The organism is Fluctibacter corallii (genome assembly GCF_025751585.1).
GTDB lineage: Bacteria > Pseudomonadota > Gammaproteobacteria > Enterobacterales > Alteromonadaceae > Fluctibacter_A > Fluctibacter_A corallii.
The window spans coordinates 361,317-386,562 of sequence record NZ_JAOWKX010000002.1 but is presented as its reverse complement, the minus strand read 5'-3'; the positions used below and the strand labels follow the sequence as shown (position 1 = coordinate 386,562).

The window sequence follows — 25,246 nt, the reverse complement described above, 5'->3', positions numbered from 1 at the left end:
ACATAGCTAGAACCACTTTTTCCATACCATCACGGCGGTAATAAGGAGTGCTATCACACCCATTACCGAGCTTAAATAAATAAAGGCATTGGGGGTTTCTGTTCCAGGCAGCCCCGCCACATTCATACCAAATACCCCAGTTAAGAAAGACAAGGGCAAAAAGACCAAAGTGACCAAAGACAGCACATACAAGCGCTGTCCCTGCGTATCTGAAATTTGGTTACGTATTTCATCTTGCAGCAGCTGCGCCCGCTCTTTCACTAACTCCAAGTCTTCAAGGTAACGAATCAAACGGTCGTATTGGTCTTTAATCAACCCGTGATCTTCTGGCGTAAACACAGACTGAATCCGAGACAAAGACTCCAGAGCCTCCCTTTGAGGCAGCAAATAGCGGCGTAGCGCAGCACAGCGTTTTCGCACTGACGACAAATGACTTCGTGCATGTGCGTCGCTATCCAAATTAAGCTCTAGGGTATCAATTTGCGCCTCTGCATCATCTGTGGTGCTTGAAATAATATCGGTGATGTTTGCTACAAGCTGAGACAGGAATTCACCTGTACTTGCAGGGCCTTCATTGGCCAATAGCGCGTGCTTTATTTGTTTTATCGAGATTAATCCTCGCCCTGTTCTGCGAGTAGTTATGATGGTGTCTGCTGTTAACCAAATACGCAATGACACCATATCTTCAGGCTCCGCATCTTCATTTTTATTAATTGCTCGCAAATACACCAATATGCCACCTTTAAACGCATGCGCTTTGGGGCGTGTATCTTCAATACACACGGCATCAATAACGGCGTCATCTATATTATGTGACGCTAATATGTCTCGGGTATCATCGCTATCACTTTGCAGATGTAGCCAGCGAATGGCAGGCGTGTTTATCGCGTTGGGCGAATAGTCTTCAGAAAACTGCGCGCCACCTTTTCCATCAAGCCCATAAAACCCCGTAGTTACCTCTACCGAGGCGTTGGTAACCTGCGTATTGTTTAACATTATTCTTTCCTTTCACTGGTTACGTGGGATTGCACTGTGACGTTTTCTCGCTCATTGACCACGACTAACTTTCCATCGACATGAACATCTCGCTGTGGAAACGCGATCACAATATTATTTTCACTGAAGAGTTCGTCTATGCGAAAGCGAATATCACTGCGTATCACGCGAAGATCCCGCTCAACGGTGGCTTCAATCCAAAAGTACACCTCAAACATCAACGCATTGTCACCAAAGTCATCAAATATCACTAACGGTGCGGGGTCCTGTAATACGTTTGCAGATTCACTCACCGCTTGCTCAATCAGTGTTTTCACTGTTCTTGCAGGTGAACCATAGGCCACGCCAACTCTGACAGTGGTGCGAATTAATTTATCTTTGAGGGTCCAGTTGACTACCGTGTTTTCCAGCAGTTTGCTATTGGGTATCAACATGTGTACACCGTCTGTGCGGCGAAAACGGGTTGAGCGCGTGTTAATCGCTTCAACGCGACCTTTCGCCGATTCTACCTCTAAAAAATCACCAATTCGAATGGGACGCTCCCACATCAAAATCCAGCCACTGATAAAATTATTGATAATATTTTGTGCCCCAAAGCCAACACCAATCGCTATAGCGCCAGAGACAAACGCAAAGGCCGTAATTGGAATATTAATGAAATCGAGCGTTGTAATCACCAAAATAACAATGGCAAATACGTAAATAAGTCTTGAAACCAAATGCACCACATCGGGTGCCACACCACGTTTTCGCATGCGACTGGCCACCAAACTCGTTGCCCAACGCGTGAGTAATATCCCGAGTAAGATAATACAAGGCACGATGGCAACATCTCCCACCGTAATCGTGTAATCTCCCATTTTGATTAATGGTGTCGCAAACAACGCCTTTATGGCCTCAAAATCAAATTGCATCATAGGCATCCGTAGTGAAATCGCTTCTTAATGTAAAATAGACGTATAACGAGAATAATACACGCTAACGCATTGAAATCACGCTGAAATATTCACTATTTCCATGAGATTAGACTCATGTGTTGTGGTGCGAAGCGATAAACTGAAGGCATAACTGGGCATTTGCCAACGCCGTTCGCATTAACAATGCCCAGTTAGCAAGGGGTGCAAGAGTGAATCCTTATGATAACGAGAAGTCACTCTCGTCTGAATAGTCTGCGTAGTCTTCGTCAGTATCAGCGCCTACTCGTTCTTTGTTGCTAGAGTGCAACGTATAGAATTTTTTGGGCTGTTTCGTAAGCCGTACATACTTTTCCCAGGTTTTTTCGAGCTTATTTGCCGCAGGCGCTGCGTTACGCATAACCTCAACAAAGTGTTTTTCATCCTCACTTAACGGCGCAATAATCTCGAGCTCTAACGCGTTCAGTGTTTCGCCGAACTGCTCTAACAAACTCGCTTCTTCAATACTAAAGTCACCTGACTTTTTAAATCCGTAAGGAAACCGCACGCGATTTTGAAAACTTTTTCTACCTAGTCTTACTTGCATCACTCACCTCATTAACAAATGTGTTTCAAAAACACGATTTATATAAATTCAGCGCAAAGGTAAAACGACATTTTTTTATCGTCACGATGCAGAAATTTGATAACTTACCACTAGATTAAAATCACAGTATTTCAAGGTGTTATAGCAAAAATAAGATTTAATTTTTTAATGATAACGACAAAATTTTTTCGTTTCCCAAAAGCCATTTTCCATCTTAATCTGCAAGCCTCTAGTAACCGGAGAAAATGAAATGAGCAAAGATTTTCGTTATGACAAATTCGATGACGATCATTACGAAACATCTGACCGTCAATCACGTCGTGCCCATCGTGATACCAGACGAACTAAAGGGCAAACCAAACGGCACTCAGGCGCACAACGTCATGCCGACAAACGTGGAGACCAATGGTCTTCAAATGATGATAGCTGGGCTCAGGCCCAATGGTGAGACAAATGAAAAAGACGTTTATGACTATCGCGTTGTTGGCTTCGTTAGGCGTTGTGGCTGAAGAATTGGCCCCTGCTGACGCTGAGCTTCTGGCAGAGTTAAAAGAATACTGTCAGGAAGTCGCCGAAGAAGAGCGCTCTGAAGACCAAAGTGTTGACGCGTTCGTGCTTGAATGTGTGAACTACGAGCTTGAGTCTATGGGTTACGCACAGGTTGCTAAAATCCAGTAGGACATCACCTACCCGAATTAAACTGACAGTTTACTGTTATGAAGCTACCCCAGTCTGGGGTGGCTTTGTTTTTTGTTTTAAAAATTACTAAGCCTTTTGCGATGTATCATGATAAATTTTACATACAGTGTAAAAAATCCTGTTATAGCAAAAGGTTAGATAGTGTGGATACGCGTTTTTTGAAAACATTTTTGGAAGTGGCCAAAACACGACACTTTGGCAAAGCCGCCGAAAACCTCTACTTAACCCAGTCTGCCGTGAGCGCGCGCATCAAGCAGCTTGAGGAATACTTTAATACCGTGTTGTTTGTCAGACACCGTAACAGTATTCAGCTAACCTCAGCGGGCGAGAAACTCATCCCCTATGCCGAGCAAATGACGACGCTCCTTGAAGATAGTCGCCGCGCGCTGGTAGAGGAAGAGGTAGACTATTTGGTGTGTGCTGCTACGCCAAACGCCAGCGAGCTATATTTGCAACATGGATTGTACAGCCTGTACAAATCGTTTCCCGACTTGTCCATTCGGGCTGAAGTATTGTCGGCTGAACAACTTTCAAGGCAACTTCATGAACGCATTGTCGATTTAGGTTTTACACTGTACCCAATGAAATCTGAAGAACTGGAACATACTGTTGTCGCGTCTATGCCGCTGGCGCTCTACTCTCACAAACATTTGGATGTAGATACTGCGCTGGAGAACTATTTCCACGTAGACTGGGGCAGCAAGATTTCAGAGGCCATCAATAAACAGTTTCCACAAACGCGGAAATCTCGATTAAAGACGACCTCACTACAAGTCGCATTTAACTGGTTGTTCGCAGGTGGAGGAAGTATTGTGCTGCCAAAATCTGCTGTCGAACACCATCCTGAAGGATACACACTCACGTTGCTTCAGGAACTCGACGATCTGCACATAGATGTTTATCTCGTGTACATGAAAGAAATCAAACACCTTGGGTTATCTGAGTTAATTTCCTTTCATAAACAAATCCTAAACTAAACTAGACATAGTGGGCTCAATCTAACATCAACTTTAAGAAGCACGATTAGATGGCCAATTTTTTAATTTTTCAGATACATGGAATCTCTAATGAAAGTAGCGATACTCTCACGCAACGCCAAGCTCTACTCTACCCGCCGCTTAAAAGAAGCAGGCGAGGCACTTGGTCATCAGGTCGATATTATCGACACCATGCACTGCTACATGGACATCACAAGCAGTAAACCAATGGTGCGCTTTAAAGGTGAACCCTTACCGCAGTACGACGCGGTGATTCCAAGAATTGGCGCATCAGTCACGTTTTACGGTACAGCCGTAGTTCGTCAGTTTGAAATGACAGGCAGTTTTTCTGTCAACGAATCTGTCGCAATAAGCCGTTCACGCGACAAACTCCGTTCAATGCAGTTACTGTCGCGAAAAGGCATTGGCCTGCCTCGTACCGGATTTGCTCATAGTCCAGATAACATCAAAGATTTGATTCGCAACGTGGGCGGCGCTCCGTTAGTGATTAAATTGCTGGAGGGCACCCAAGGCATTGGTGTGGTGCTCGCCGAGACCAACAAAGCAGCAGAAAGCATTATCGAAGCGTTCATGGGTATCAGCGCCAACATCTTGGTTCAAGAGTTTATTAAAGAAGCGGGCGGCTCGGATATTCGTTGTTTTGTTATTGGCGACAAAGTGGTTGCCGCCATGAAGCGTCAGGGCAAAGAAGGCGAGTTTCGTAGTAATCTTCATCGTGGCGGTTCAGCAGAAGTATGCCGTATAAGTAAAGAAGAACGTGCCACCGCAGTCGCAGCTGCAAAAGCGATGGGGTTAAACGTATGCGGGGTTGATTTACTTCGTTCAAACCGTGGCCCAGTGGTTATGGAAGTAAACTCATCACCCGGTTTAGAAGGGATCGAGTCTGCCACCCAAAAGGATGTAGCAGGCATGATTTATCAATTTATTGAAAAAAATGCCAGACCAAACAACACGCGCACGCGCGGTAAGGGCTAGCCATGACAGATGTGTTAACAATCGGTGAAACCAGCATAAAGCCGGGTGAACGGGTTAAACTCGAATTGCCCGCAGCCAGACTCTACACAGACACTGAAATGTCAGTACCTGTTGAAGTGATCCGTTCGAAAAAACCGGGGCCAATCATGTTCATCAGTGCAGCCATTCACGGCGATGAACTCAATGGTATTGAAATTATCCGTCGACTGTTACACATGAAGTCTTTTCGGCTATCGAAAGGAACGTTGATTGCAGTACCCATTGTGAATGTGTATGGCATGTTGAATCAGAGCCGCTATATGCCCGACCGACGCGATCTGAATCGCAGCTTTCCTGGCTCTGCCAAAGGCTCATTGGCGGGTCGGCTGGCAAATTTGTTTTTAACCGAGATTGTAAGCAAGTGCGACTACGGTATCGATCTGCACACAGGTGCGATACATCGCAGCAATTTCCCGCAAGTTCGCGCCAATTTACGCGATGATGAGACCCACGAATTAGCGCGCGCATTTGGAGTTCCGGTTATCTTAAACGCAGATTTACGCGACGGTTCTTTACGTGCCGCAGCATCGAACATGGACACCAAGATATTACTGTACGAAGCAGGACAGGCATTACGCTTTGATGAACTGTCGATTCGAGCAGGTATACGTGGGATCTTAAATGTGATGTCTGCGCTTGGCATGATCCGCAAGCGTCGCCCAAATGCATCTCACAAAACCGTAGAGCCTTTCGAGGCCTATAACAGTGCATGGATCCGCGCCGCCTCAAGTGGCATCGTCAGAGACAGAAAGCGCTTAGGGGATCGCGTGAAAAAAGGCGACGTTCTCGCAGAGATTTGCAGCCCAACGGGAAATTTTGAGCAAAAACTTAAAGCCACCCAAAGTGGTGTGATCATTGGCAAGCAAAACATTCCTTTGGTACAGGAAGGTGATGCGATGTTCCATATCGCCTATTTTGAAGCCCCTGCTCAGGTTGAACAACACATTGGGCAGTTACAGGATAATTTAGTACCAGAACAAGATTTAATGATGGAGCCGTTACAGCAATGAATACATGGATAGTGCTACTGGTTAGCATTTTCATTTATTGGATGGGATTAAAACTCATAGCACGCCTTATCCGCAAACTTGGTCGCGAACGAAATGTCACATTTTTGCGCATGCAGTATGTGTCTCGTACCATTAGCACCGTATGGACAATCACGGTCTTACTTATTGTTAGCCTCATTAGTGGTATTCAATATGAAGAACTGGGCATTGTTGTGTCATCGGTTTTTGCTTTATTAGGTGTCGCGCTTTTTGCGCAGTGGTCGATTCTGAGCAATATCACAGCTAGTATTATGATCTTCTTTTTCTTCCCGTTTAGAGTCGGAAATTGGATACGCGTATTTGACAAAGACGACAGCGTAGAAGGTGAAGTTATCGAAATTACTTTATTTCATGTCATCGTAAAAAACGGAGAAGGCACTACCCTGACCTATCCGAATTCGATGATATTTCAAAAGGCGGTGTCTATTCGACAACGTCGACCTGAAGCAGCCCCAGCAGCAACCACAGAAGCGGTTAAAGATCCTCAAATAACGGTAGCGCCAGACACACTCAAACCAGAAGAAGCCGCGTTACTCAAGGAGAAGCCATAATGAGCCAAAAAATAATGGTAGGCGTAGTGGAAAGCATTGCGTTACCAAGCCTAAAACTCGCGAATATTGCCACGCGCATCGATACAGGCGCAAAAACATCGGCCTTGCATGTTGATCATATCGTGGTAGATGACGCGCAGCGCATCGTGCATTTTGAGTTCCATCCCGACTTTCACGACATAAAGAAAACCATCAAATGCTCTGCCCCACTGCACGATCGCCGCTGGATTAAGTCGTCTAATGGTGAGCGTGAGCAGCGGTGTGTCATCAAAACACAGGCAACGTTGGGGGCTTCATTATCGTGGGATATTGAAATCACACTCACAGACCGCTCTTCCATGAACCATTTAATGCTCTTAGGCCGCGAGGCGATGGAAGGCGTTGTAATAGTCGACCCAGAAGCACACTTTTTGGCGTCAGAGCGCTCACCCGAACCCGATCCTGAGTAATCGTCACGAAAGAACACATAGCAGTAACATACAAGGACATTCATAATGAAAAATCGCGTTTTGTACATAGTGGGGCTTGTGATGGCATTGAGTTTACAAAGCGCGATAGCCAACGACGCACCTAACCTTGCCCGTAAAGCCGCGGTAGACGAGAACCGAATTCTCACGCTGTCACCCAAACAAATTAATCAGTCGCTAAATACGCGTTTTCCCATACGAAAGCAAATCAACGGGTACGATGTGAGTTTTCATAGCCCCTCTATCGCACTCGATTTTCTTGATAAAACCATAAAGGTGAATAGTGCAGTAACGGTTAAACAAGGTGAATACAGTTTAGAAGCGACCGCGCTGATTAAAGGAGACGTAGACTATGATGAAATTGACAACCATTTGTACATCGAGTATCCCAGCGTAGAAACCATTAAGGCAACACACAGTACCTTTCCAGATAATAAAGCGCCTCTGAGCACCGCCAAAATATCGATGGGCAGTAAGTTACCAGAAATTATCATTTTTGATTTTTCTACACTCGATATTGAGTATTTACTCAAGCGCCCAAAACGCATCGACGTCGCCCAAAAAGGGCTGGTAGTGTATTTTTGATTAGCGGATATTCGCAAAATTAAGACCATACAATTGGTGTTGTCACCGAACATTTGGCATGAGAAAAACGGGTTTTGCAACTATCTATAATAGTATTCATAAAACATGGAAAAAGGGCGAAAATTCTAGCACGGCATTACCTCCGCCCTCTTTCCCACACTTTTTACTCAGTGCGTTTAGCTATCTGTTTTAGGTGTTGGCCCTTTAGATTCATCATCGCCAGAGCTTTCACCTACATATTCACCCGGATAAAATTTATACAACCACGCTTCGGCCAGTTGTCGAGAAGTAAGCGGCTTCAAAAAGAAATTAATCGGCACACCGCAATCTCCTTCTATCGCTTTTGAAATGTAGTCATCCAATGCTGTCATCATCGAATTTGTGTCAATAACCTGATTGTTCGCATTGTCGTACTCTCCTAAACTCGATACCACGTTTGTCACGTAGGAGTTGTCTAGCTGCATGAACGACTCCCCTGCCTTTGCTTTTTCGGCAGACGAGCCCATTGTATTCACCGTGCCATCGTTGGCACCTTGAATCGCAGCAAGTTGGCTCATCACTTCTTTGGGATCGGGCTTAAGGGTTTGTACCGTGGTTTTTATCGCGTTTGACTTAATAGAGGGAATAATCCCCATCGCAACAAAACTCGCATGAGATTGTAAATTTGATGTACTCAGTAAATTCTTCAGACTATTGGCAAATGAAGTATCTAGCCCAAATTTACCCGAACTGTTAGCAAGAAACAGATGTTCTTCGATAGAAGCAGACATCGATGCCGCCACAGACGATGAGCTTTGTGAAGAGTCACTTTTTTCATCTTGAAGAATATGCACCATACCCACAAAGCTCGACCCGTAGGTCGCGCCCGATAGCAGGTACATTCCCGCAGAGTCAGAATCCTTACCCGCGATAACTTTTTGCATTGATTCGGGATCAGCGGTATCAATTTTCTTATCTGGCACGTAAACATTCCATGCACGAATCGCTTTTTCTGGATCGAGCACAAACGGTGCAAATAAATCAGCCACTTTGTGGGTACAGTTTGCTGTAATGACTAATGTCCCCTCGATACTATGATTGGAATGTTGAGACTCCATCACTTTCTTCGCCGACGAGCCGACTTCTGCTGAATAAGTGGGAGATAAAAAAGCAGACACTTGCGACGATACATAGGCAGCAATTGAGCTTGAATGTGCGTCAGAAGAATCTGTATTCGATTCAAACCGAAAATACTGTGCATCCATAACCATTGAGTCTGACGATAACGGCATTTTTTTAATATCAGACTTGTTGTAGTCCATCGGGCTCTCAACAGTCGAGCTAATTTGCTTCTGTGACATAGACTCACGTGCAGCACGGATTTCAGGGAGGGCTTTTACCGTCTCTTGCGCCAGTGCAACGGCCGCTTTAGACATATCAGATTTGACGGTATCGATTTCTTTTGCAAGATTGTCTAAATCACTTTGATCAACATTCATGTTGATCATTTCCTGCAATGTCATGTCGAGACTACGCTTAGATAAAATGTAAGAATTCAGCGCTTGCTGCGCTGCATCTACGGGCTTTTGCAATTCTGCAATTTTAGTTAAATCATCGATTTTTGACTGGTCCACTACATTGCCAAGAACCAACGACGGATCGAAAGGAATTGTCGATGGCATAACATGCTCCTTTTATTTTGGATAAAATTTTCCTTACAACTTACAAAGCGTAGTTCAAAAGCCAATTGACGACGGGATAATTTAGACACGCATGGGTTCGAGCTCCTTTAGAACCCTTAAACCCATAGATAATGCCTCGTATGCATGGCCATCTGTTATAGAGATTGACCATGAATTGCTGAATTGCATACCTTTAGCATGTAATCAAACGAGTTTCTCATTGGTCCGTAATCCGGATTCCTTTCGATGAATGCGTTAAACATTTGCTCTTCATCGCTGTTGGATCTGCGGTTTGAGTTCTCCTTCCTAGAATTATTCTTAGAACTTTTTCTAACTCCATTCGAAGCCTAGCTAAAGCAAAATTCAAATCATTTTCAGACTGACCAACGTAGTCCTCAACCTCATCTTCAAGACTTAAAGATTTGGCTATTGAAACTATGGTCGAATCCAGCTGTTTTTTCGCTTCTTGAAGCTATTCACTACCTGGTAAGTGTACATTTACCGTTTGATTAACTGTATTGGAAATTGCTGTGATGATGTTGCTATAAACACTAAGCAGGTCTCTTGTTTGGGTTTTAAATTCAGAGACTTCACTTTTAATTTCCTGTACATCCTTTTCATAAGTTAATAGCTTGCCAATTATTAGCTTTTTAGCAGATTGGAGAAGCAAAACAACACTGAAAATGAAAGTAGCGTTATGGCCGTAGTGTTTAAAGTCACTTTTGGTGGGAACCCTATTGAATAAAGCGCCAAAAATATTAAGAAAAGTGCAATAAACCTACAAAAGAAAGGAAAAATATCCATTGATAAGATTTTACGAATAGCTTCCACTTCCATGCTCCTTAGCATTAATAGGCAACACACCAGAATTATCAGCATGGTTAATAACAACCCCATACTTATTCCTTAACCCGGTGTCTTCTAAACGTCATATATTTTGTGAAGGCAGGCTTAATAATAGCTTGGTTTCCCCGAAATCCGACAGGGCCTATAACTAGAATTTCTGATCCATCCAATTCTCCAACATCTTTTATCTTAAAGTTGTTGATAACCGCCGTATCTAGACCTCTATCTAGAACGACCGATGGTTCATGGCTGTTTCCGAAGTTTAGCCAAAGCTCCCCATTCTTTCGTTTATATAAGTTGTTTATCGGTCCCCAAAACACCCATACGTTTGATGTATGCGATTGATTAATTTCCGTGAGATGGACGACTTTCTCCTTTAACTGTCCTTCCAACACAATCCTTCCATTCTCTGCAACAATTTTTATTTCTCGATCTTGATCCTTGTATTCAGGATTGCGACATAGATTGGTTAGTAACTGTCTCAATGATTTTTTTAAAGGATACCCTGATGAATTTCCGAGTGCACACTTGCTTCCTTTCGTCCATTCTGAAGGTTCATCATCGAACTTGGAGTTGTCTTCAGAAACATACAAAGAATGCTCTTTCGAATTATCTAAATTTATATATATATCAGTAGAAGGCGAATCAGTCGTCTCACCGTTACCATCTAAGACATCATCTGCCTCTAAACCTACCGTAGATGCTTCGCATCCTTCCTTGTGGTGAGCAGCAAAGCAGGCCTTACGGCTCATTTTATCGGTATCGTATCCTTTTATAAACCAAGCCTTAGCTTCGCATTCTAAGCAAACTATGTTCCCTCTATATCTATCTTTGTCATTAGAATAATGCTGCGTTGTACAGATTTCATTTGTCAAAACAAAACGGGACTCATTCAAAACCGTTCCTTAGTATTAAAACTAGCTCTTATAATAAGGTAACTTTATTGCGCACTCAACAGATTTAAACTTATTTTTTATAAGGTTATTAAAATTTATTATTTTAGCAAGTATACTCAGACGCGTCTTTCAAGTAAAACTTCCCTCCTTTGACAACGCTTTTAATCATTGCCTGAATATGAATTGGTTGTTTTTCCGCATCTAGTTTTGAAACTTCGTTTTTCAACAGTCCCATATCAATGAGAAGTCGAAAATAGTCTGAATTTATATTTGCATATTGTCCATTTGTAGAGTCGGCACCGTTATACCCGATGGTCTCCAATAGTAGTAGTATTTCTTCTGGTTTTGACAATAACTTAGCAAGATATTGGCGAGCAGTTTCTTGGGAAACCCTACCCAATCCATAAAATATTCGACAACGCAATGAAGAGCCAACAAGAACATTATTCTCTAATACTGATAACGCAACTTTTTCGTATAGCTTGTAGCATTCGTCTATATCTTCACCATCAATCCAGTCATCTTCAGAGTTATCCTTCAATTTCTTATTAATGTTAATGAGAATATAATTACCCATTGGGGCAAGGCACTTTTCCGAAAGCAGTTTGCAAATTAGCTTCTTTTTGTTTGAATTTAAAGAAATTACCTTCTTAAAAAGCCACTCCAACTGAAAAAGCAGATCAAAAGTTACAAAACCGAGCCGTTCATCCAATTGTTTCTTCATTTTTTCTGATGACAGGTACATGTCACCAGTAATTTTGAGGACGTCAAATGCATGATCTTGACAAACAGAAGCGTGATTCATAAGTAATTCAAAAAATCTGTCGTCTGCATCGGTTTCTAAAACATGTTCTAAAAAGCTACTTCTCTCTATTTCACCGTATATAAAATCCTTGACCTGTTTGTCGGTAACTTGACCTTCTGGAGTAGTGTAGTGGAGTGCTACATGTAATCGCTTTGGTTCTGCAATGCGCCCTGCTGCATCTTCACTATCTACATGATGCATTGAAAAGGAATCCTCTGAAATCAAAGGAAAAACATCTTCAATTAGTTTTTTAAGATAACGCTTATCAACCTCACTCAATCCATTGTATTTCTGCTCCCTATCGCCAGCAAAGTCAGAAATGGCTTTGGATTTTTCCTCAAAACTCACTTCGTCGAAGCTAATTCTTTGTCCTACATATGCCTCTGGCGTGGATTTTATATGTTCATAGATTGGGCTTGCCTTTATAGCAATCGCTGACAGTGCGAAAAGATCTGCAACACACACTTGACCTTCGACTTGTGACAATAGAAACCCAAAATGATTAAAGAAACGGTGAATTTCTCTTGGAGTTGTCATTAGATGTTTAAAGGCACGTTGATAAAGCCACCCTAATCTTTCAAAGTCACCTTCAAATACTTTTGTCTTCTTTTCAACTTCTAATCGACCGAATTCTGAATCAAATATTTTCTCCAAACCTCTTCCAGAAGCCATGGGCACCTGAACCCTAAGCTGAACAATTTTATCGATGTATTCCGAAGGGTTACCTATGTCGTTCTTACTGAGAACACTTGTTAGATATTCAGGATCGTACGATAGTAAAAAAGATGTTTGTTTGAAGTCAGCAACAGCTTTAACTAAACGAAGAATTTGAAAAGTTTCATTTGGTGTTAGACGATCAATATCGTCAATGATCACGACAATTGGCAAGTTAATCTTACTTATCGCTTCATTAACTTTTTGTTTTTTACCGATAAGGTCTAGTTTTTTTAATTCTGCAATCTGTTTTGCAGAATCCCCTACTTTTGATACAACTTTTCCAACTATAGATGCCCAAGGTTCAGCGCCGGGTATCAGTTTAGCGACGCTAAACAGACTAGAATAAGCAATTAGCTCTTTAGCTGCCTTTAGTGCTAACTCTGAATTACTTTTGATATTTAGTTGAGTAGAGAATTGTAGCAAAAAGTCCTGTATTAAAGTCTCAGGCTTGCCAGCCAACCAAGGGTTGTACTCTACAACTATTATTTCTTCATTTATTGAGGATAATTGATTTTTTATGAGGTTGATTATGGAGGTTTTCCCACTTCCCCATCTACCCTCAATTGATACAGTTAGACAATCATCATCTTCTTTTAGATTCAATATGTTAGCGAGTTGATACGAAAACCCAGTTCTATTTAACAGGTCTGGAGCTACTTTTGTTCCTAGTATCGGCCTGTCGTGATGATAATTTGCCATCGTTGCTCTCCTTGAACTTACGAAAACCATGGTACAAATACATCAGTGGTCGATCAACAACTGCTTGGCCAGCTTGTCTACAAATCAACAGGTAAAATGAATGTGATAGTGAATAGTATCATTAAATATGTTGGTGCCCGGGGCCGGACTTGAACCGGCACGCTGTTACCAGCGAGGGATTTTAAATCCCTTGTGTCTACCAATTTCACCACCCGGGCATCGGGTGTACACTTGCGTGTGTATAGTGGAGGCGGAACCCGGAGTCGAACCGAGATCCACGGATTTGCAATCCGCTGCATAGCCATTCTGCCATTCCGCCAATTTGGAGCGGGAAACGAGACTCGAACTCGCGACCCCAACCTTGGCAAGGTTGTGCTCTACCAACTGAGCTATTCCCGCTTTGTTGCGTTTCTAACTTCTGTTGCTATTTCACTTTCCAGTTACCTTGCCATGAACTTGGCAATTACTACGTAACGTGGATTGTGCTCTACCAACTGAGCTATTCCCGCTTTGTTGCGTTTCTAACATTTGTTGCTATTTCACCTTCCAGTTACCTTGCCAAGAACTTGGCAATTACTACGTAACGTGGATTGTGCTCTACCAACTGAGCTATTCTCGCAATTTGCGCGACTAATTAAATTAGTGTGGCGCTAAACGCTGTTGCGTTTGATTCACTGTGGCATCTCGCTTTCGTTTGATGTCTCAGTGAATGTGTGGACGCATTCTACCGTCAAAGTCATAACTGTCAACAACAAAAATACACTTTTATGACTGACTGCTGAAAATTTGACTGATACGTCTTATTTTTCAGCATTTTTAATGATTTATCGGCTCACTGGGTGCCGTTAAATCTTTCCACGCCGCTATGGTGTACTCAACCATTGACCAAATAGACAGCACCGCTGAGATATACAATAAAATATAACCAAGGCTTACCCAGAAAATTGGCACGCCCATAAAATATTCAAGTTCTGACAACAGCCCTATCAGCGCCAGCATTTGTGCCATGGTTTTGGCTTTACCAATAAACGACACTTTTACCCGCTCACTGCTGCCCTGTTGCCCCATCCACTCACGCAATGCAGAAACATATACTTCGCGCGCCATAAGGATAATGGCAGGAATGGTGATCCACGCAGATGCGTATGTATGCGTAATCATGATTAACGCTGTGGCAACAATCAGCTTGTCGGCCACGGGATCGAGAAATGCACCAAATTTGGATGATTGCTGTAATTTACGTGCTAAGTAACCATCGAACCAATCTGTTATTGCGGCTAACCAGAAAATAAATGCACCCGCTTGATGCGCCCATTTCCAATCAAGAAAATACACCACCACGAACACGGGAATAAGAAGTACGCGCATCATGGTAAGAATATTAGGAATTGTCCACATGAATAAAATTCTGCCTTTTTATAATTGTATTGTTACGCTTTGCATCTAATTATGAAGATGATCGTAAATCGTCTCTGCTAATTCTGCACTGATACCAGGAACGCGTGCAATTTCATCTTTACTGGCCTGCATCACACCTTGAATGCCGCCCATGTATTTCAACAAGCTTTGACGACGTTTGGCTCCAATACCTGGCACGGTTTCAAGTACACTGGTTTTTTTCGCTTTTTGTCGCCGTTGGCGGTGTCCCGAAATCGCAAACCGATGAGCTTCATCGCGAATATGCTGAATCAGATGTAACGCCGGTGAGTCAGATTGCATTGGGATAGTATCATGATTCCCCGCCAAGATAAGGGTTTCTAACCCAGCTTTACGGCTGGTGCCTTTAGCCACACCGATTAACCACGGCTTTTTATCGTGCTTCCAGTCTTCAAAATACGCCTCTGCCTGCGCAAGTTGGCCTTTACCGCCATCAATAAACAAAATATCTGGGATTTTGCTGTCATCTGATACATTTTTATATCGTCGCGCGAGCGCTTGCGCCATCGCGGCATAATCATCACCAGGCGTAATGCCCTCAATGTTATAACGGCGATAGTCACTTTTAAACGGCCCTTCTCGGTTAAATACCACACAAGATGCCACCGTTTGCTGACCCGACGTATGACTGATATCGAAACACTCCATACGTTGAATCGGCTGTTCAATTTCCAATATTTTTTCAAGCTCAATGTAGCGGGCAAATACCGATTTTTGGTGGCTTTGCTTTGTCACTAGCGCAGATTCTGCGTTAGTGTTGGCTAAGTCGAGATAGCGTTTACGTTCATCTCGTGCGCCGCGGAGAAAGCGAATCTTATAGCCCGCTTCTTGAGATAATAGCGTCTCAATTGCGTCTTGATCCTCTAACACCATCGGCATAACAATTTCTTTGGGTACGGTTTTGTTACCCGCTAAATAAAATTGCAGTATGAACGACTGAAACACCTCTTCAGGGCTAGATTCGGCAGGTACTTTAGGGAAAAAGCTTTTGCTACCAAGTAATTTCGTGTCTCGAATAAAAAAGCCTTGAATGCTGGCCACACCATTTCGGTACGCAAAGCCAAACACATCCATTTCTTTTTGATTCCCGCTTACCCACTGCTGCTCTTGCACTTTAGACAACGCATTGATTTGATCGCGATATTTCGCTGCCGCCTCGAAACGAAGATCCCTACTCGCCTGTTCCATTTTCTCCACCAGCGAGTCAATAACCTGCTTGTTTTTGCCTTTTAAAAACAATCTCGCTAATGCGATTTGTTGTTTGTATTCCTCATCACTCACGTAGCCTTCTACGCAAGGTGCAGCGCAACGCTTTAACTGATACTGCAAACATGGGCGACTGCGTGCGCGATAGTAGCTGTCTTCACACTGGCGAATAGGGAAAAGTTTTTGCATGGTTCGCAAACTTTCTCGCACTGCCCACGCACTGGGATACGGCCCAAAATACTCGCCCTTATCTTTTTTGCTACCACGATGAATGCCTAAACGTGGATGACGGTGATCAGACAAGAAAATAAAAGGATAGGATTTATCGTCCCTTAGCAACACATTGTATTTAGGACGATATTTTTTAATGTAGTTATTTTCAAGAATAAAGGCTTCCGTTTCACTGTTCACAATCGTCACATCCATATGTGCAATATTGTTAACCAGTGAGCGGGTTTTGATTGAATCTACATTTTTACGAAAATAACTTGATACACGCTTTTTGAGGTTCTTGGCTTTACCTACATAAATGACGTCTTCGTTGGCATTGTACATTCGGTACACACCAGGTTGAGACGTCAGAGTTTTTAAAAACGCCGAAGCGTTAAATTCGGTCGTATCACGCATTGCTAATTAGAACTGATCGGAATGAATCAATTTGTGCCTTAACGCCAAATGCGTCAACTCGACGTCTGATGTGACGGTGAGCTTTTCAAACATTCGATAGCGATAGGTATTTACCGTTTTGGCGCTGATATTCAAATGCGAGGCAATATCGGGAACTTTTGCGCCTTTAGTTAGCATAATCGCTATTTCTAATTCACGCTCAGACAGCTGGTCGAACGGGTTCTCGTCTCCCAGCCCCATTTTTCCAATGGCTATCTGCTGCGCAATATCAGGTGCAATATACTTTTGACCGCTCGCCACTTTTCGAATGGCGCTAATCATCTCTGTCGGCTCGGCGTCTTTGGTCAAATACCCAAACGCCCCCAGTTGCAACACTTTTGCAGGAATCGGGTTGTCTTTGTGTACCGACAAAACAATCACCCGAGTATCAACTGCAAAACGCAGGATCTGCTTAGTGGCTTCAAGCCCACCCATGCCGGGCATGTTCATATCCATCAACACAAGATCGGGTTGTTGCTGACGACACAGTTTCACTGCCACTTCACCTGAGGCTGCTTCGCCAATAACTTCAAAATCTTTTACATCTTCAAGAATGCGACGGATGCCGGTTCTGACCAATTCGTGGTCATCGACCAATAACAATCTAATCAACGATAACTCCGCCAATACGGCTTCTAATTCAAGAGTCCAAAAATAGCATTAAGTCACCAATATTGCAGTGTTTGTTACCACTACAGGCTATTTTTGAACCAAACTAACGAAATAGGTGCTGGGCAAGATGGTTCCAACCATTCACGGTGTCATCATAGCCCTGTCCGATAATCATGGCGTCACACAATTCTACCGAGCAACGAATCATCCAACGATGTTTGCAACCAAACACCATTACGGGTTTAGTGGGCAACCCACCACATCGACAGGCGGCGGGTTGAATAGATGTGTCTTTTTGCTCTAACAGCAAGTCTGGCATGTCGTAAAACAGCGTAACGATTATCTTGCCAGACAGTGTATACCTGAAAGCAGTTTAAATCAGCAGAAACCTGTTGTTATCCCTCATTTTTTACACTTAGCATATATTTGGCAACGGCTAGGCGCGTATCTGGGTCTAAATAATTCTGTGGTGGCATCTCTGGATAGTCGTCTCGCTTCTTCACAGGATTAGCAATCCAATCCGCCATCGATTGAGGATCATCCATATACAAGGCTTGAATCACTTCAACAGGCGGGCCAATCATACGGCCAGTGTAAGTATGACAGCCTGTGCATATGCCCAAATACGCTATTTTGCCCCGTTCCGACGGATGTATATCTCGCGGTGCGACGGGTGTATCAAGTAAATAAGTCGTAATGGTATCGGTATTGGTGAAATCACATTGCGCCCAATCCTTTAAGCCAGCGGTCACGTATTGCTGCTTGTTCAAAATACAGCTCTCGGTATTGGCTCCCACACGAATAATGTCTGGATGCCCTGTTTTGAATTCTGTCAGTAACAGGGCTTTCGCTTCATCTATGGTGTCGTAGCCGTTATTGACCATCAGATTATCCAGTATGCGGATACGGTCTGACTTGGGGTCTGCGTCTGGATCAATCGTGGTATTGGGTGCATTATCATGATCGGTAATAATGATACCCGCTGTTTTATTGTCTTTAATTATGTTGCCTTCGATGATTACATCATCGGCTGCCATTATTAAAATTCCAGTTCCCGCAGGAATACCCGAAACCGTCGAGCCTGGTGCACCAAAATTGGGCGTATTATTATTGGCAATGTAATTGTTTCTGAAAATCACATCGTACGTTGTTTTAATCGGTAACCCCGGTGTGATAAAGGCCAGTAATCCTCCCGTGTTATTGTGTACATAGTTGTTTTCAACAATGGCATGGCGGCTATTCTCTATTTCAATGCCAGCAACAGAGTCAAAAACTTCGTTGTGCGCAACATGTATATTGTCGCTCATGCCCACATATATCGCTGCATCTTCGATACCAGAGATAACGTTGTGTTCCACCACGCCATTTTTACCCAGCTGAGGGAAAATGCCATACACCCCCGTATCAACAATAACATTATTACGAATTTCGAAGTTATTGCCCGCCTGCCCCATGATTCCATTGCCTTTGTAGCGGGTAATTTGCAGGTTCTCGACAACAATGTTGTTGCCTGAATACAGAATCGCATCATTTAGTGTACCTTCGCCATCTAGAATGGCACGCTTCCCTTCCTGAATAATGCCCCGTAAGGTGATGCTGTCTTTGTCAATATACACGGTTTCATGATAGCGACCGGGTGCAAGTACAATGGTATCTCCCGGATTGGCGGCTTTCACCACCTCCATAATGCTTTCACCGGGGTTGATGTGGTGTGTAACCCCAGATACTTCGTAAGCATCAGCAGTATTCTGCTGGCCTACCGCGTCTAGATCGTCTGCTTGTTTGTATCCCCCCTCGAAACTCTTTTCAGCAACGGGTGCGACCGACGGCATCGAAGAATTAGACTGGCTAATCCCATAACCAATGCCTACCCCAGCTAAAACCAATACGGTACTGGTTATCACTTTTAAAACCATGACACTCTCCTGTTTGTGTTAATTCTGTGTGTCAGCGTGCACGACCGTTGACTCTATTGGCTGCATAGCCGCGGTTACCGACAGGCCCGATGGCACCTTTGTGGGAATTGAAGGGGTTAACGACTCATCTTTCAGTGCCCCCAGAAAGGCCGTGATCAGTTCAATTTCTCTGTCAGTTAAATTTGGCTCCCAAATGTGCCAATGAAGCTGCAATGATTCATTATCTGGCACTGCATGCCCTCTACCTTTGTTATAAAAGGCAACGGCATCCTCTAACCCTTCTATATTACCTGCATGCATGTATGGTGCGGTTTGTGTGATATTTCGAAGAGTCGGCACTTTAAAGCCTCCACGCAATTTTTTACTTTTATATACACGCTCTGCGCCAGGATCGAAGGCATGACCGGCTTTTTCTGGCACGCCAATAACCGCGATTTGATTATTAGTGAACAAAGGGGGCTGATGGCATTCCGCACAGCGAGCCACAAAAGACCGAAATACGTTCAAGCCTTGAACTTCGTCCTCACTCAACGCGTCGTGATAACCATGTGCGTAGTGATCATAACGGCTATTTAAGCTGATTAAGCTGCTCTGAAATGCCGCCAGCGCAGTAAATATTTGTTGTAGTTCAATGGAATGCTTCTCTTTGTTTGACGGAAATGCGGTATTGAATAAACGCATATATGTACTGTTTTGGGTTAGCTTTGTTAACAATTGGGTCGGTTCCGCCCCCATTTCATTGTCGGCAAACAACGGGCCCGCAGCTTGAGTTTGCAAATCAGACGCACGACCGTCCCAAAACAATTTGTCGAGAAACCCTACATTCCACAATGATGGCGCAGAGCGAGACGTACGTTGCCCATGAATTCCGATACTGACATCTCGCCCATCGCTAAACCCTTTGTCTGGCTGATGACAACTGGCACAAGACAACTGATTGTCGCCCGATAAAATTGGATCAAAAAACAAGTATCGTCCCAAGCTGATCTGCTCGGGTGTATAACCGCCATAGTGTTGCGGAAGAGACGTTTGTGTGCCGCCTACGCCTCGCGACTGCACTGAGTCATACCATTGATACATAGACACGAGATAGCAGTGACCTTCACGCTTTTCAAAACTGGGCGGGCATTGCTTACTTAGAAAGAATGTGTCCAGTGCCTCGGTTGACGCCAATGTAGTGAGACTGGTTGCCAAACACACCAGATTAAAGCTGACAATAAACAACACGTTTAGGCGCTTGTTAATCATGACGCGCCACCTCGTTAGCAGGTTTCTGCGTGGCGATATACACTAAGATGGCATCAAGTTCTTCATTAGAAACACGCGACGCCATCATCGCCATTTGGCGTGCGCTACGATCATCTTCAGCGTGACCTCTTCGTCCGTCTTTGAAATTCTGCATTTGGCGACGAATATATTGCGATGATAAAATATGCAAATTGGGCGCCTTTAGGCCCGCGTTCCCCTGGGCATTGCCACCGTGGCACGCCCCACATTTTCCGTGATAATAACTCTCACCTCGTTTGTGTATTTCGGGTGAATGCGCCTGTGCCACAGTATCTTGCTCATGTGTTTGGGCATGTGGCGACAAACTCGCCAAATATGTTGATAAGGCATCTATGTCGCTATCGCTCAATCCAGCAGCAATACCAAACATTTGGCTTGAATATGCGTCAGGCTTGGGAATTTGTTGTTTGTATTTATGAAGTTGGCGCTGCGTATACCACGCATGTTGCCCTGCTATTGCTGGCGCACCTAGCTGAACATTGCCAGTGGCCTCTTGACCGTGGCAACTCACACACAAGGCATACGGGGTTGGTGGTGTGTCAGATTCATTGGCAAATGTATACGTCGTCACGTTCAACGCAACCAGTAACAAAATATGTTTCGCAGCAGAGTGAGCCGCGTTTATTATTGTGTTTTTTATCATGCGCGTTTTTCCCTAAAGCAAACCATTGCCTTTTAGAATGAAGCCTATGAAAGTGCTGCAAAAAACGCTTATTAAAAAATGAAAAACCCTGACGAATAATGAAAACGTCAGAGTTTTTTAGATTGCGACAAGGCAGTAGCGCGGAATTCGGTAGGTGTAACGCCGTGTTTATTTTTAAATGCCTTATTGAACGAACTTAGACTTCTGAAGCCACTTTCCAGTGCCAATGTCAAAACCGGAATTCTGGCGCGTTCGTGATCGCTCAAGTTGTCAGCCACATCTCGAATGCGAAAGAAGTTTAAGAAGTCATTGAAGTTTCGATAATTTAGTTCGCCATTTATTAGCTGACGCAATCGATACTCGTGAATTCCCAAGTGAGAAGACAACGCAGAGATAGTCATTCCTTCCTGTTGATACAGTTTTTCTACCTCCATCGCATCAATAATTCGCTGAACCTCTGGCGAATAGGCTTGTTCAGGCTCTGTAGTGTCAATGGTAATGAGGTGCTTTTCAAATAAGGTATCGCGCCGCACAGAAAATAACACCAGATTAATCGTAAACATTAACAACGCTAACGCCGCATATTCAACCGTACTTAGCCATAAAGCCGTCACTTGAAAAAGCTGCTCTAGCACAATCACCAACAATAAATACATGCCAGTGAGAGCAATAATAATGCCGCGAATAACGCGCCTCTCTTCGACTAAATCCGATTTAAAGTGGCGCATGGCAGCAAACCATGCATGTCCAATGATGGCAAGCTCAATGGTCATCGCACCATAGGTAACCAATCCGTAAAACGCAGGAAACTGACGAATATCAAATTGAAATATGACTTGTAGCAGTGTCGATACAGTTGGAATCGCTAGCGGCAGTGTCGCCAATGCATACTGCCAAGGTTTTATTTTTTGTTGGTCGGCAAAAATACTCAACGACGTTAACCAAAATACGCCGGGCAACAGGTTACCTGCTAAATAGTCGACCCACCAAATAAACGACATGCTAGTAAAGGGGCCAAAAACAGAACTAAGATGATAGCCAATGCCACATAGTATCAACAAAGAAAACAATCTTGAGGTCGGGTTGTCCCGCCAAAGCGGGATCAATGCCAGAAAACAAAATACCAATTGTGATAGCGCCAAATGAAGAAAAAGCGCAGCAGATGACGACATAATTCCACAACCTGTTGATCCTTAACCTGAATATCTATCCTGCCGTAATTCAATTCATAAGGCAAAGTTTGTATGACCAGTCAATCCTTTCATCGATGAAATACTAAAACGTATATTTCACGTCGACACCCAGTTCGCGTCCTCGGTTGATTTTTGCAAAGGGCGTTCCTAACGTCTGCGCTGTACGTCCACCCAAAGATTCAACATAGCGCTCATCTAACGCATTTTTTATCCAAAGTGCGATATGCCACGTTTCTGTGTCATCAGACAACGCAATCCGCCCGTTTAATAACTGACGATCATCAAAGTAGGCAGGAACCGCTAACTTAAACGCTTCAATATCAGGAGCTTGATCCTGAATATTCTCAACAAATTCGTAGTCTAGGTGCACCGTCATCAACCCTAGACGGGTATCGGGCATCCAATCCAATGTGAAGGTGTAATTGGTAGCTGCATCAAAATCACGGGTACGCGCAGGAATAAGCTCGCCTAGCGCATTATAAAAATTGGGTGTTTCAATCTCTGTTTCTCGAATTTCTGTGACAATACCCGCCACAAGGCTGTCATTAATTTGCCAACGTAAATCGAGCTCTACCCCCTTAATTTCGCGATTTTCATTAATAATGGTTGGAATCGCCTGCGCGTTTTGAGGGCCTTTTGATTCAATCGAGATCTGAAAATTGTCGAGTTCCGTTCTGTATAGGCTCATATTGGCAATTAATGTGCGATTAAATACACCTTTGTATCCTAGCTCGATATTTTTCGCATCTTCAGGCTCAAACGCGCCCAACGATGAGCTATCGGTAACAGGCACCAACGAATCAAAGCCTCCCGCTTTGTACCCAGTTGAATATGACGCAAATACCATGTGATCAGCCGAAAACTGATAACGGCTCACCAATCTGCCTGTGGTTTTGCTCCACGTATTCTGTGCTTGCGTTTGTACTTCAGGGAACAGTAAATTGGTTACACCCTCTCGCTGCGCGCGAAATGTCGTGGGGGGGATCCTCCACGTGAAAGACTTGTCATCTTTTGAATATCGAAGCCCAGTGATCACTGTCCATTTATCAGTAAGTTGCCACTCGGCATCCACATACACACCCCAATTGGTAAAATCTCCCGTATTAAACACATTCTCCTGCCAAAATTGCCCTGAATAACTCGGACCAAATATGGCGGGTTCTTGAAGGGCTTGAGCCACAATATCATAGGTAATATCACCTGTTGCCGTAACAACATCGGCTGTTAACGGCAATCCGGGAAATCCAATCCCTGCCATAATGTCGTTGGCGAAGCCCAAAGCCGTTAGTGCACCCGCCCATTGCTCAGGTTGCCAAATGTGGTCTAGCGGCAAGCCCATCTGACTAAACTGCATCGCAACCGCTTGATCAAATGTCACCCCATCTCCAAAAACGGCTGCCGCAGCAGCATCTGAACGCCCTCCTAGTTGCGCAGCCAGTTCGTCAGCGATATTGGCTTGAATTTGTCCATTAAGATTTTGGGTAACCAATCTGGCCACTGTGTCGGTGGTCATGTTCAATTCAGTTTGCTGCGAGACATTTTCGGACGTATACGAACCGCCAAATACTAGATTCAATCGCTCGCCCGTATAGTTAAATTGTAACTCTGTATAGGTGATATCTGAGTCTTCGTTATTCGACGTATCGAAATATCGAGAGAGATTAGCTGTGCCGTCCTCATCTTCTCGGTTGACCGTTTCCCACTCACGGTAACCTACTACCCACTTTGCCGCCCACACCTCACTGAAGTCATGTGTTAACTTAGCTATTACGCCTACCATTTCACGAGATTCTACGCCCTCTCTCACATCATTTTCAGCATAGTCAGCAAAAGGGTCTATCCCGCCATTATACGCAAACTCACTGGTACCCACGGCCATGGGTGGGGCTTGCTCCAAGTCCTCGATATCTACCGACAATTGCCACTGAGTATCACTATTCACTTCACCAGCAAATGCAACACGCAACGCCTGATGATCACGTGCACCGAGATCCCAAACTTTGGCGCCGTCGTTCCATGTTGGTCTGGCATTATTCTTTACGATGCCATCTTGTTGATTAGACAGTGCATTAACACGCATATTCACGTGCTCAGATAGCGCAACATTCGCCATGCCTTCTAATCGAAATAAATAGTCGGTTCCTAGCGTCACTTTTAAAAAGCCTTCTGTGTCAGACACCGGCGCTTTAGGGATAATGTGCACTACACCCAATGCGGCATTTCTGCCAAATAACGTGCCTTGTGGGCCTTTGAGGACTTCGATGCGCTCAATATCTGAAAACAGCACATTTTGCGCTGCTCTAGGCATATATATATCATCATAAAAAAGTGCGGAAGATGGATCACCGCCCACACTGATATTCGGGCTAGAGATACCTCGCATAGTAATGCCCGCTTGGGTCATATTACTGTCGTCAAATTCAAAGCCAGGAATAAACTTCTCAATATCACTCAACAATATAGATGAGCTTGCCTCTAAGGTATCGGCTGTTACTGTTCCCACCGTGATGGGAACGGTCATCACACTTTGCACGCGTTTTTGTGCTGTGACTTCAATAATTTCAAGCCCTTCATGAGGTGACTCGCTGGCGATTGATTCGGACGTTTGGGCAACCCCAATATGCGGAGATAAAATAGATAAAAGCAGCAAACCTGACAAAGTGTAAGACGTTGAGCCATTCATAAGCGATCCCTACCCGAAAGTAACCTTATTATAATGAAATCACTATAAAATCCTTTTGCATTATTCACTTACGGATTTTTGAAAAACACTGACGTATTCATGAAAAACCCTAATCAATTG

General features: G+C 43.8%; 23 protein-coding genes and 3 tRNA genes. 8 read left to right on the top strand and 18 right to left on the bottom strand.

Annotation, left to right across the window (positions count from 1 at the left end):
* Positions 1 to 6: 6 nt before the first annotated feature.
* The 3 genes from OE749_RS05330 to maoP all read right to left on the bottom strand — a co-directional run bounded on the left by OE749_RS05330 (position 7) and on the right by maoP (position 2,496).
* The gene (locus tag OE749_RS05330) at positions 7 to 996 is read right to left on the bottom strand and encodes a zinc transporter ZntB (protein WP_263711313.1); all 990 of its coding nucleotides are present in this window, start codon (positions 994 to 996) and stop codon (positions 7 to 9) included.
* A complete protein-coding gene (locus OE749_RS05325) occupies positions 996 to 1,913 on the bottom strand; it encodes a mechanosensitive ion channel family protein (RefSeq protein WP_404828129.1) in 918 nt (305 codons plus the stop codon). The genes OE749_RS05330 and OE749_RS05325 overlap by 1 nt, the downstream gene beginning before the upstream one ends.
* Before the next feature lie 217 nt (positions 1,914 to 2,130).
* Complete coding sequence (maoP, locus tag OE749_RS05320) at positions 2,131 to 2,496, bottom strand: DUF413 domain-containing protein (protein WP_263711312.1); 366 nt, start codon at positions 2,494 to 2,496, stop codon at positions 2,131 to 2,133.
* 250 nt (positions 2,497 to 2,746) lie between these two features.
* Between maoP and OE749_RS05315 the strand changes: the two genes are divergently transcribed.
* The 8 genes from OE749_RS05315 to OE749_RS05280 all read left to right on the top strand — a co-directional run bounded on the left by OE749_RS05315 (position 2,747) and on the right by OE749_RS05280 (position 7,859).
* Positions 2,747 to 2,944, top strand: coding sequence for a hypothetical protein (locus OE749_RS05315; protein ID WP_263711311.1), 198 nt, complete (start codon positions 2,747 to 2,749; stop codon positions 2,942 to 2,944).
* Positions 2,945 to 2,949: 5 nt separating this feature from the next.
* Positions 2,950 to 3,174 (top strand): hypothetical protein, encoded by a 225-nt coding sequence (locus OE749_RS05310; protein WP_263711310.1) that lies wholly within the window; start codon positions 2,950 to 2,952, stop codon positions 3,172 to 3,174.
* A 179-nt stretch (positions 3,175 to 3,353) separates the two neighbouring features.
* Positions 3,354 to 4,172 carry a LysR family transcriptional regulator gene (locus OE749_RS05305; RefSeq protein WP_263711309.1) on the top strand — a complete coding sequence of 273 codons (819 nt, stop codon included), beginning with the start codon at positions 3,354 to 3,356 and terminating at the stop codon, positions 4,170 to 4,172.
* 90 nt (positions 4,173 to 4,262) lie between these two features.
* Complete coding sequence (gene rimK / locus OE749_RS05300; protein ID WP_263711308.1) at positions 4,263 to 5,168, top strand: 30S ribosomal protein S6--L-glutamate ligase; 906 nt, start codon at positions 4,263 to 4,265, stop codon at positions 5,166 to 5,168.
* 2 nt (positions 5,169 to 5,170) lie between these two features.
* On the top strand, positions 5,171 to 6,217 hold the full coding sequence (locus OE749_RS05295) for a succinylglutamate desuccinylase/aspartoacylase family protein (protein WP_263711307.1): 1,047 nt from the start codon (positions 5,171 to 5,173) through the stop codon (positions 6,215 to 6,217).
* On the top strand, positions 6,214 to 6,807 hold the full coding sequence (locus OE749_RS05290; protein WP_263711306.1) for a mechanosensitive ion channel family protein: 594 nt from the start codon (positions 6,214 to 6,216) through the stop codon (positions 6,805 to 6,807). The genes OE749_RS05295 and OE749_RS05290 overlap by 4 nt, the downstream gene beginning before the upstream one ends.
* Positions 6,807 to 7,256: an ATP-dependent zinc protease family protein gene (locus tag OE749_RS05285; RefSeq protein ID WP_263711305.1), complete on the top strand. Its 450-nt coding sequence runs from the start codon at positions 6,807 to 6,809 to the stop codon at positions 7,254 to 7,256. The genes OE749_RS05290 and OE749_RS05285 overlap by 1 nt, the downstream gene beginning before the upstream one ends.
* A 45-nt stretch (positions 7,257 to 7,301) precedes the next feature.
* Positions 7,302 to 7,859 carry a hypothetical protein gene (locus OE749_RS05280; protein WP_263711304.1) on the top strand — a complete coding sequence of 186 codons (558 nt, stop codon included), beginning with the start codon at positions 7,302 to 7,304 and terminating at the stop codon, positions 7,857 to 7,859.
* Between the two features lie 176 nt (positions 7,860 to 8,035).
* Here OE749_RS05280 and OE749_RS05275 read toward each other — a convergent pair whose 3' ends face one another.
* From OE749_RS05275 to OE749_RS05205, 15 genes are all read right to left on the bottom strand, one after another.
* Positions 8,036 to 9,520: a hypothetical protein gene (locus OE749_RS05275; RefSeq protein ID WP_263711303.1), complete on the bottom strand. Its 1,485-nt coding sequence runs from the start codon at positions 9,518 to 9,520 to the stop codon at positions 8,036 to 8,038.
* A gap of 899 nt (positions 9,521 to 10,419) precedes the next feature.
* Positions 10,420 to 11,262 (bottom strand): hypothetical protein, encoded by an 843-nt coding sequence (locus OE749_RS05270; RefSeq protein ID WP_263711302.1) that lies wholly within the window; start codon positions 11,260 to 11,262, stop codon positions 10,420 to 10,422.
* 103 nt (positions 11,263 to 11,365) lie between these two features.
* On the bottom strand, positions 11,366 to 13,483 hold the full coding sequence (locus tag OE749_RS05265; RefSeq protein WP_263711301.1) for a KAP family P-loop NTPase fold protein: 2,118 nt from the start codon (positions 13,481 to 13,483) through the stop codon (positions 11,366 to 11,368).
* A gap of 131 nt (positions 13,484 to 13,614) precedes the next feature.
* Positions 13,615 to 13,701 (bottom strand) — tRNA-Leu (locus OE749_RS05260).
* Between the two features lie 27 nt (positions 13,702 to 13,728).
* Positions 13,729 to 13,802 (bottom strand) — tRNA-Cys (locus OE749_RS05255).
* 4 nt (positions 13,803 to 13,806) lie between these two features.
* Positions 13,807 to 13,882, bottom strand: a tRNA-Gly gene (locus tag OE749_RS05250).
* Positions 13,883 to 14,299: 417 nt separating this feature from the next.
* Complete coding sequence (pgsA, locus tag OE749_RS05245; RefSeq protein ID WP_263711300.1) at positions 14,300 to 14,881, bottom strand: CDP-diacylglycerol--glycerol-3-phosphate 3-phosphatidyltransferase; 582 nt, start codon at positions 14,879 to 14,881, stop codon at positions 14,300 to 14,302.
* Between the two features lie 45 nt (positions 14,882 to 14,926).
* Complete coding sequence (gene uvrC, locus OE749_RS05240; RefSeq protein WP_263711299.1) at positions 14,927 to 16,753, bottom strand: excinuclease ABC subunit UvrC; 1,827 nt, start codon at positions 16,751 to 16,753, stop codon at positions 14,927 to 14,929.
* A 6-nt stretch (positions 16,754 to 16,759) separates the two neighbouring features.
* Positions 16,760 to 17,404, bottom strand: coding sequence for a UvrY/SirA/GacA family response regulator transcription factor (gene uvrY / locus OE749_RS05235; RefSeq protein ID WP_263711298.1), 645 nt, complete (start codon positions 17,402 to 17,404; stop codon positions 16,760 to 16,762).
* Positions 17,405 to 17,507: 103 nt separating this feature from the next.
* A complete protein-coding gene (locus OE749_RS05230; RefSeq protein WP_263711297.1) occupies positions 17,508 to 17,723 on the bottom strand; it encodes a hypothetical protein in 216 nt (71 codons plus the stop codon).
* A 76-nt stretch (positions 17,724 to 17,799) separates the two neighbouring features.
* Positions 17,800 to 19,320 carry a parallel beta-helix domain-containing protein gene (locus OE749_RS05225; RefSeq protein ID WP_263711296.1) on the bottom strand — a complete coding sequence of 507 codons (1,521 nt, stop codon included), beginning with the start codon at positions 19,318 to 19,320 and terminating at the stop codon, positions 17,800 to 17,802.
* 18 nt (positions 19,321 to 19,338) lie between these two features.
* Entirely contained in the window at positions 19,339 to 20,568 is a 1,230-nt protein-coding gene (locus OE749_RS05220) for a cytochrome-c peroxidase (RefSeq protein ID WP_263711295.1), read from the bottom strand.
* Positions 20,561 to 21,250 carry a c-type cytochrome gene (locus OE749_RS05215; protein WP_263711294.1) on the bottom strand — a complete coding sequence of 230 codons (690 nt, stop codon included), beginning with the start codon at positions 21,248 to 21,250 and terminating at the stop codon, positions 20,561 to 20,563. The genes OE749_RS05220 and OE749_RS05215 overlap by 8 nt, the downstream gene beginning before the upstream one ends.
* A gap of 107 nt (positions 21,251 to 21,357) precedes the next feature.
* A complete protein-coding gene (locus OE749_RS05210; RefSeq protein WP_263711293.1) occupies positions 21,358 to 22,422 on the bottom strand; it encodes a helix-turn-helix domain-containing protein in 1,065 nt (354 codons plus the stop codon).
* Between the two features lie 103 nt (positions 22,423 to 22,525).
* Positions 22,526 to 25,126 (bottom strand): TonB-dependent receptor, encoded by a 2,601-nt coding sequence (locus OE749_RS05205; RefSeq protein ID WP_318527866.1) that lies wholly within the window; start codon positions 25,124 to 25,126, stop codon positions 22,526 to 22,528.
* Positions 25,127 to 25,246: the final 120 nt, after the last annotated feature.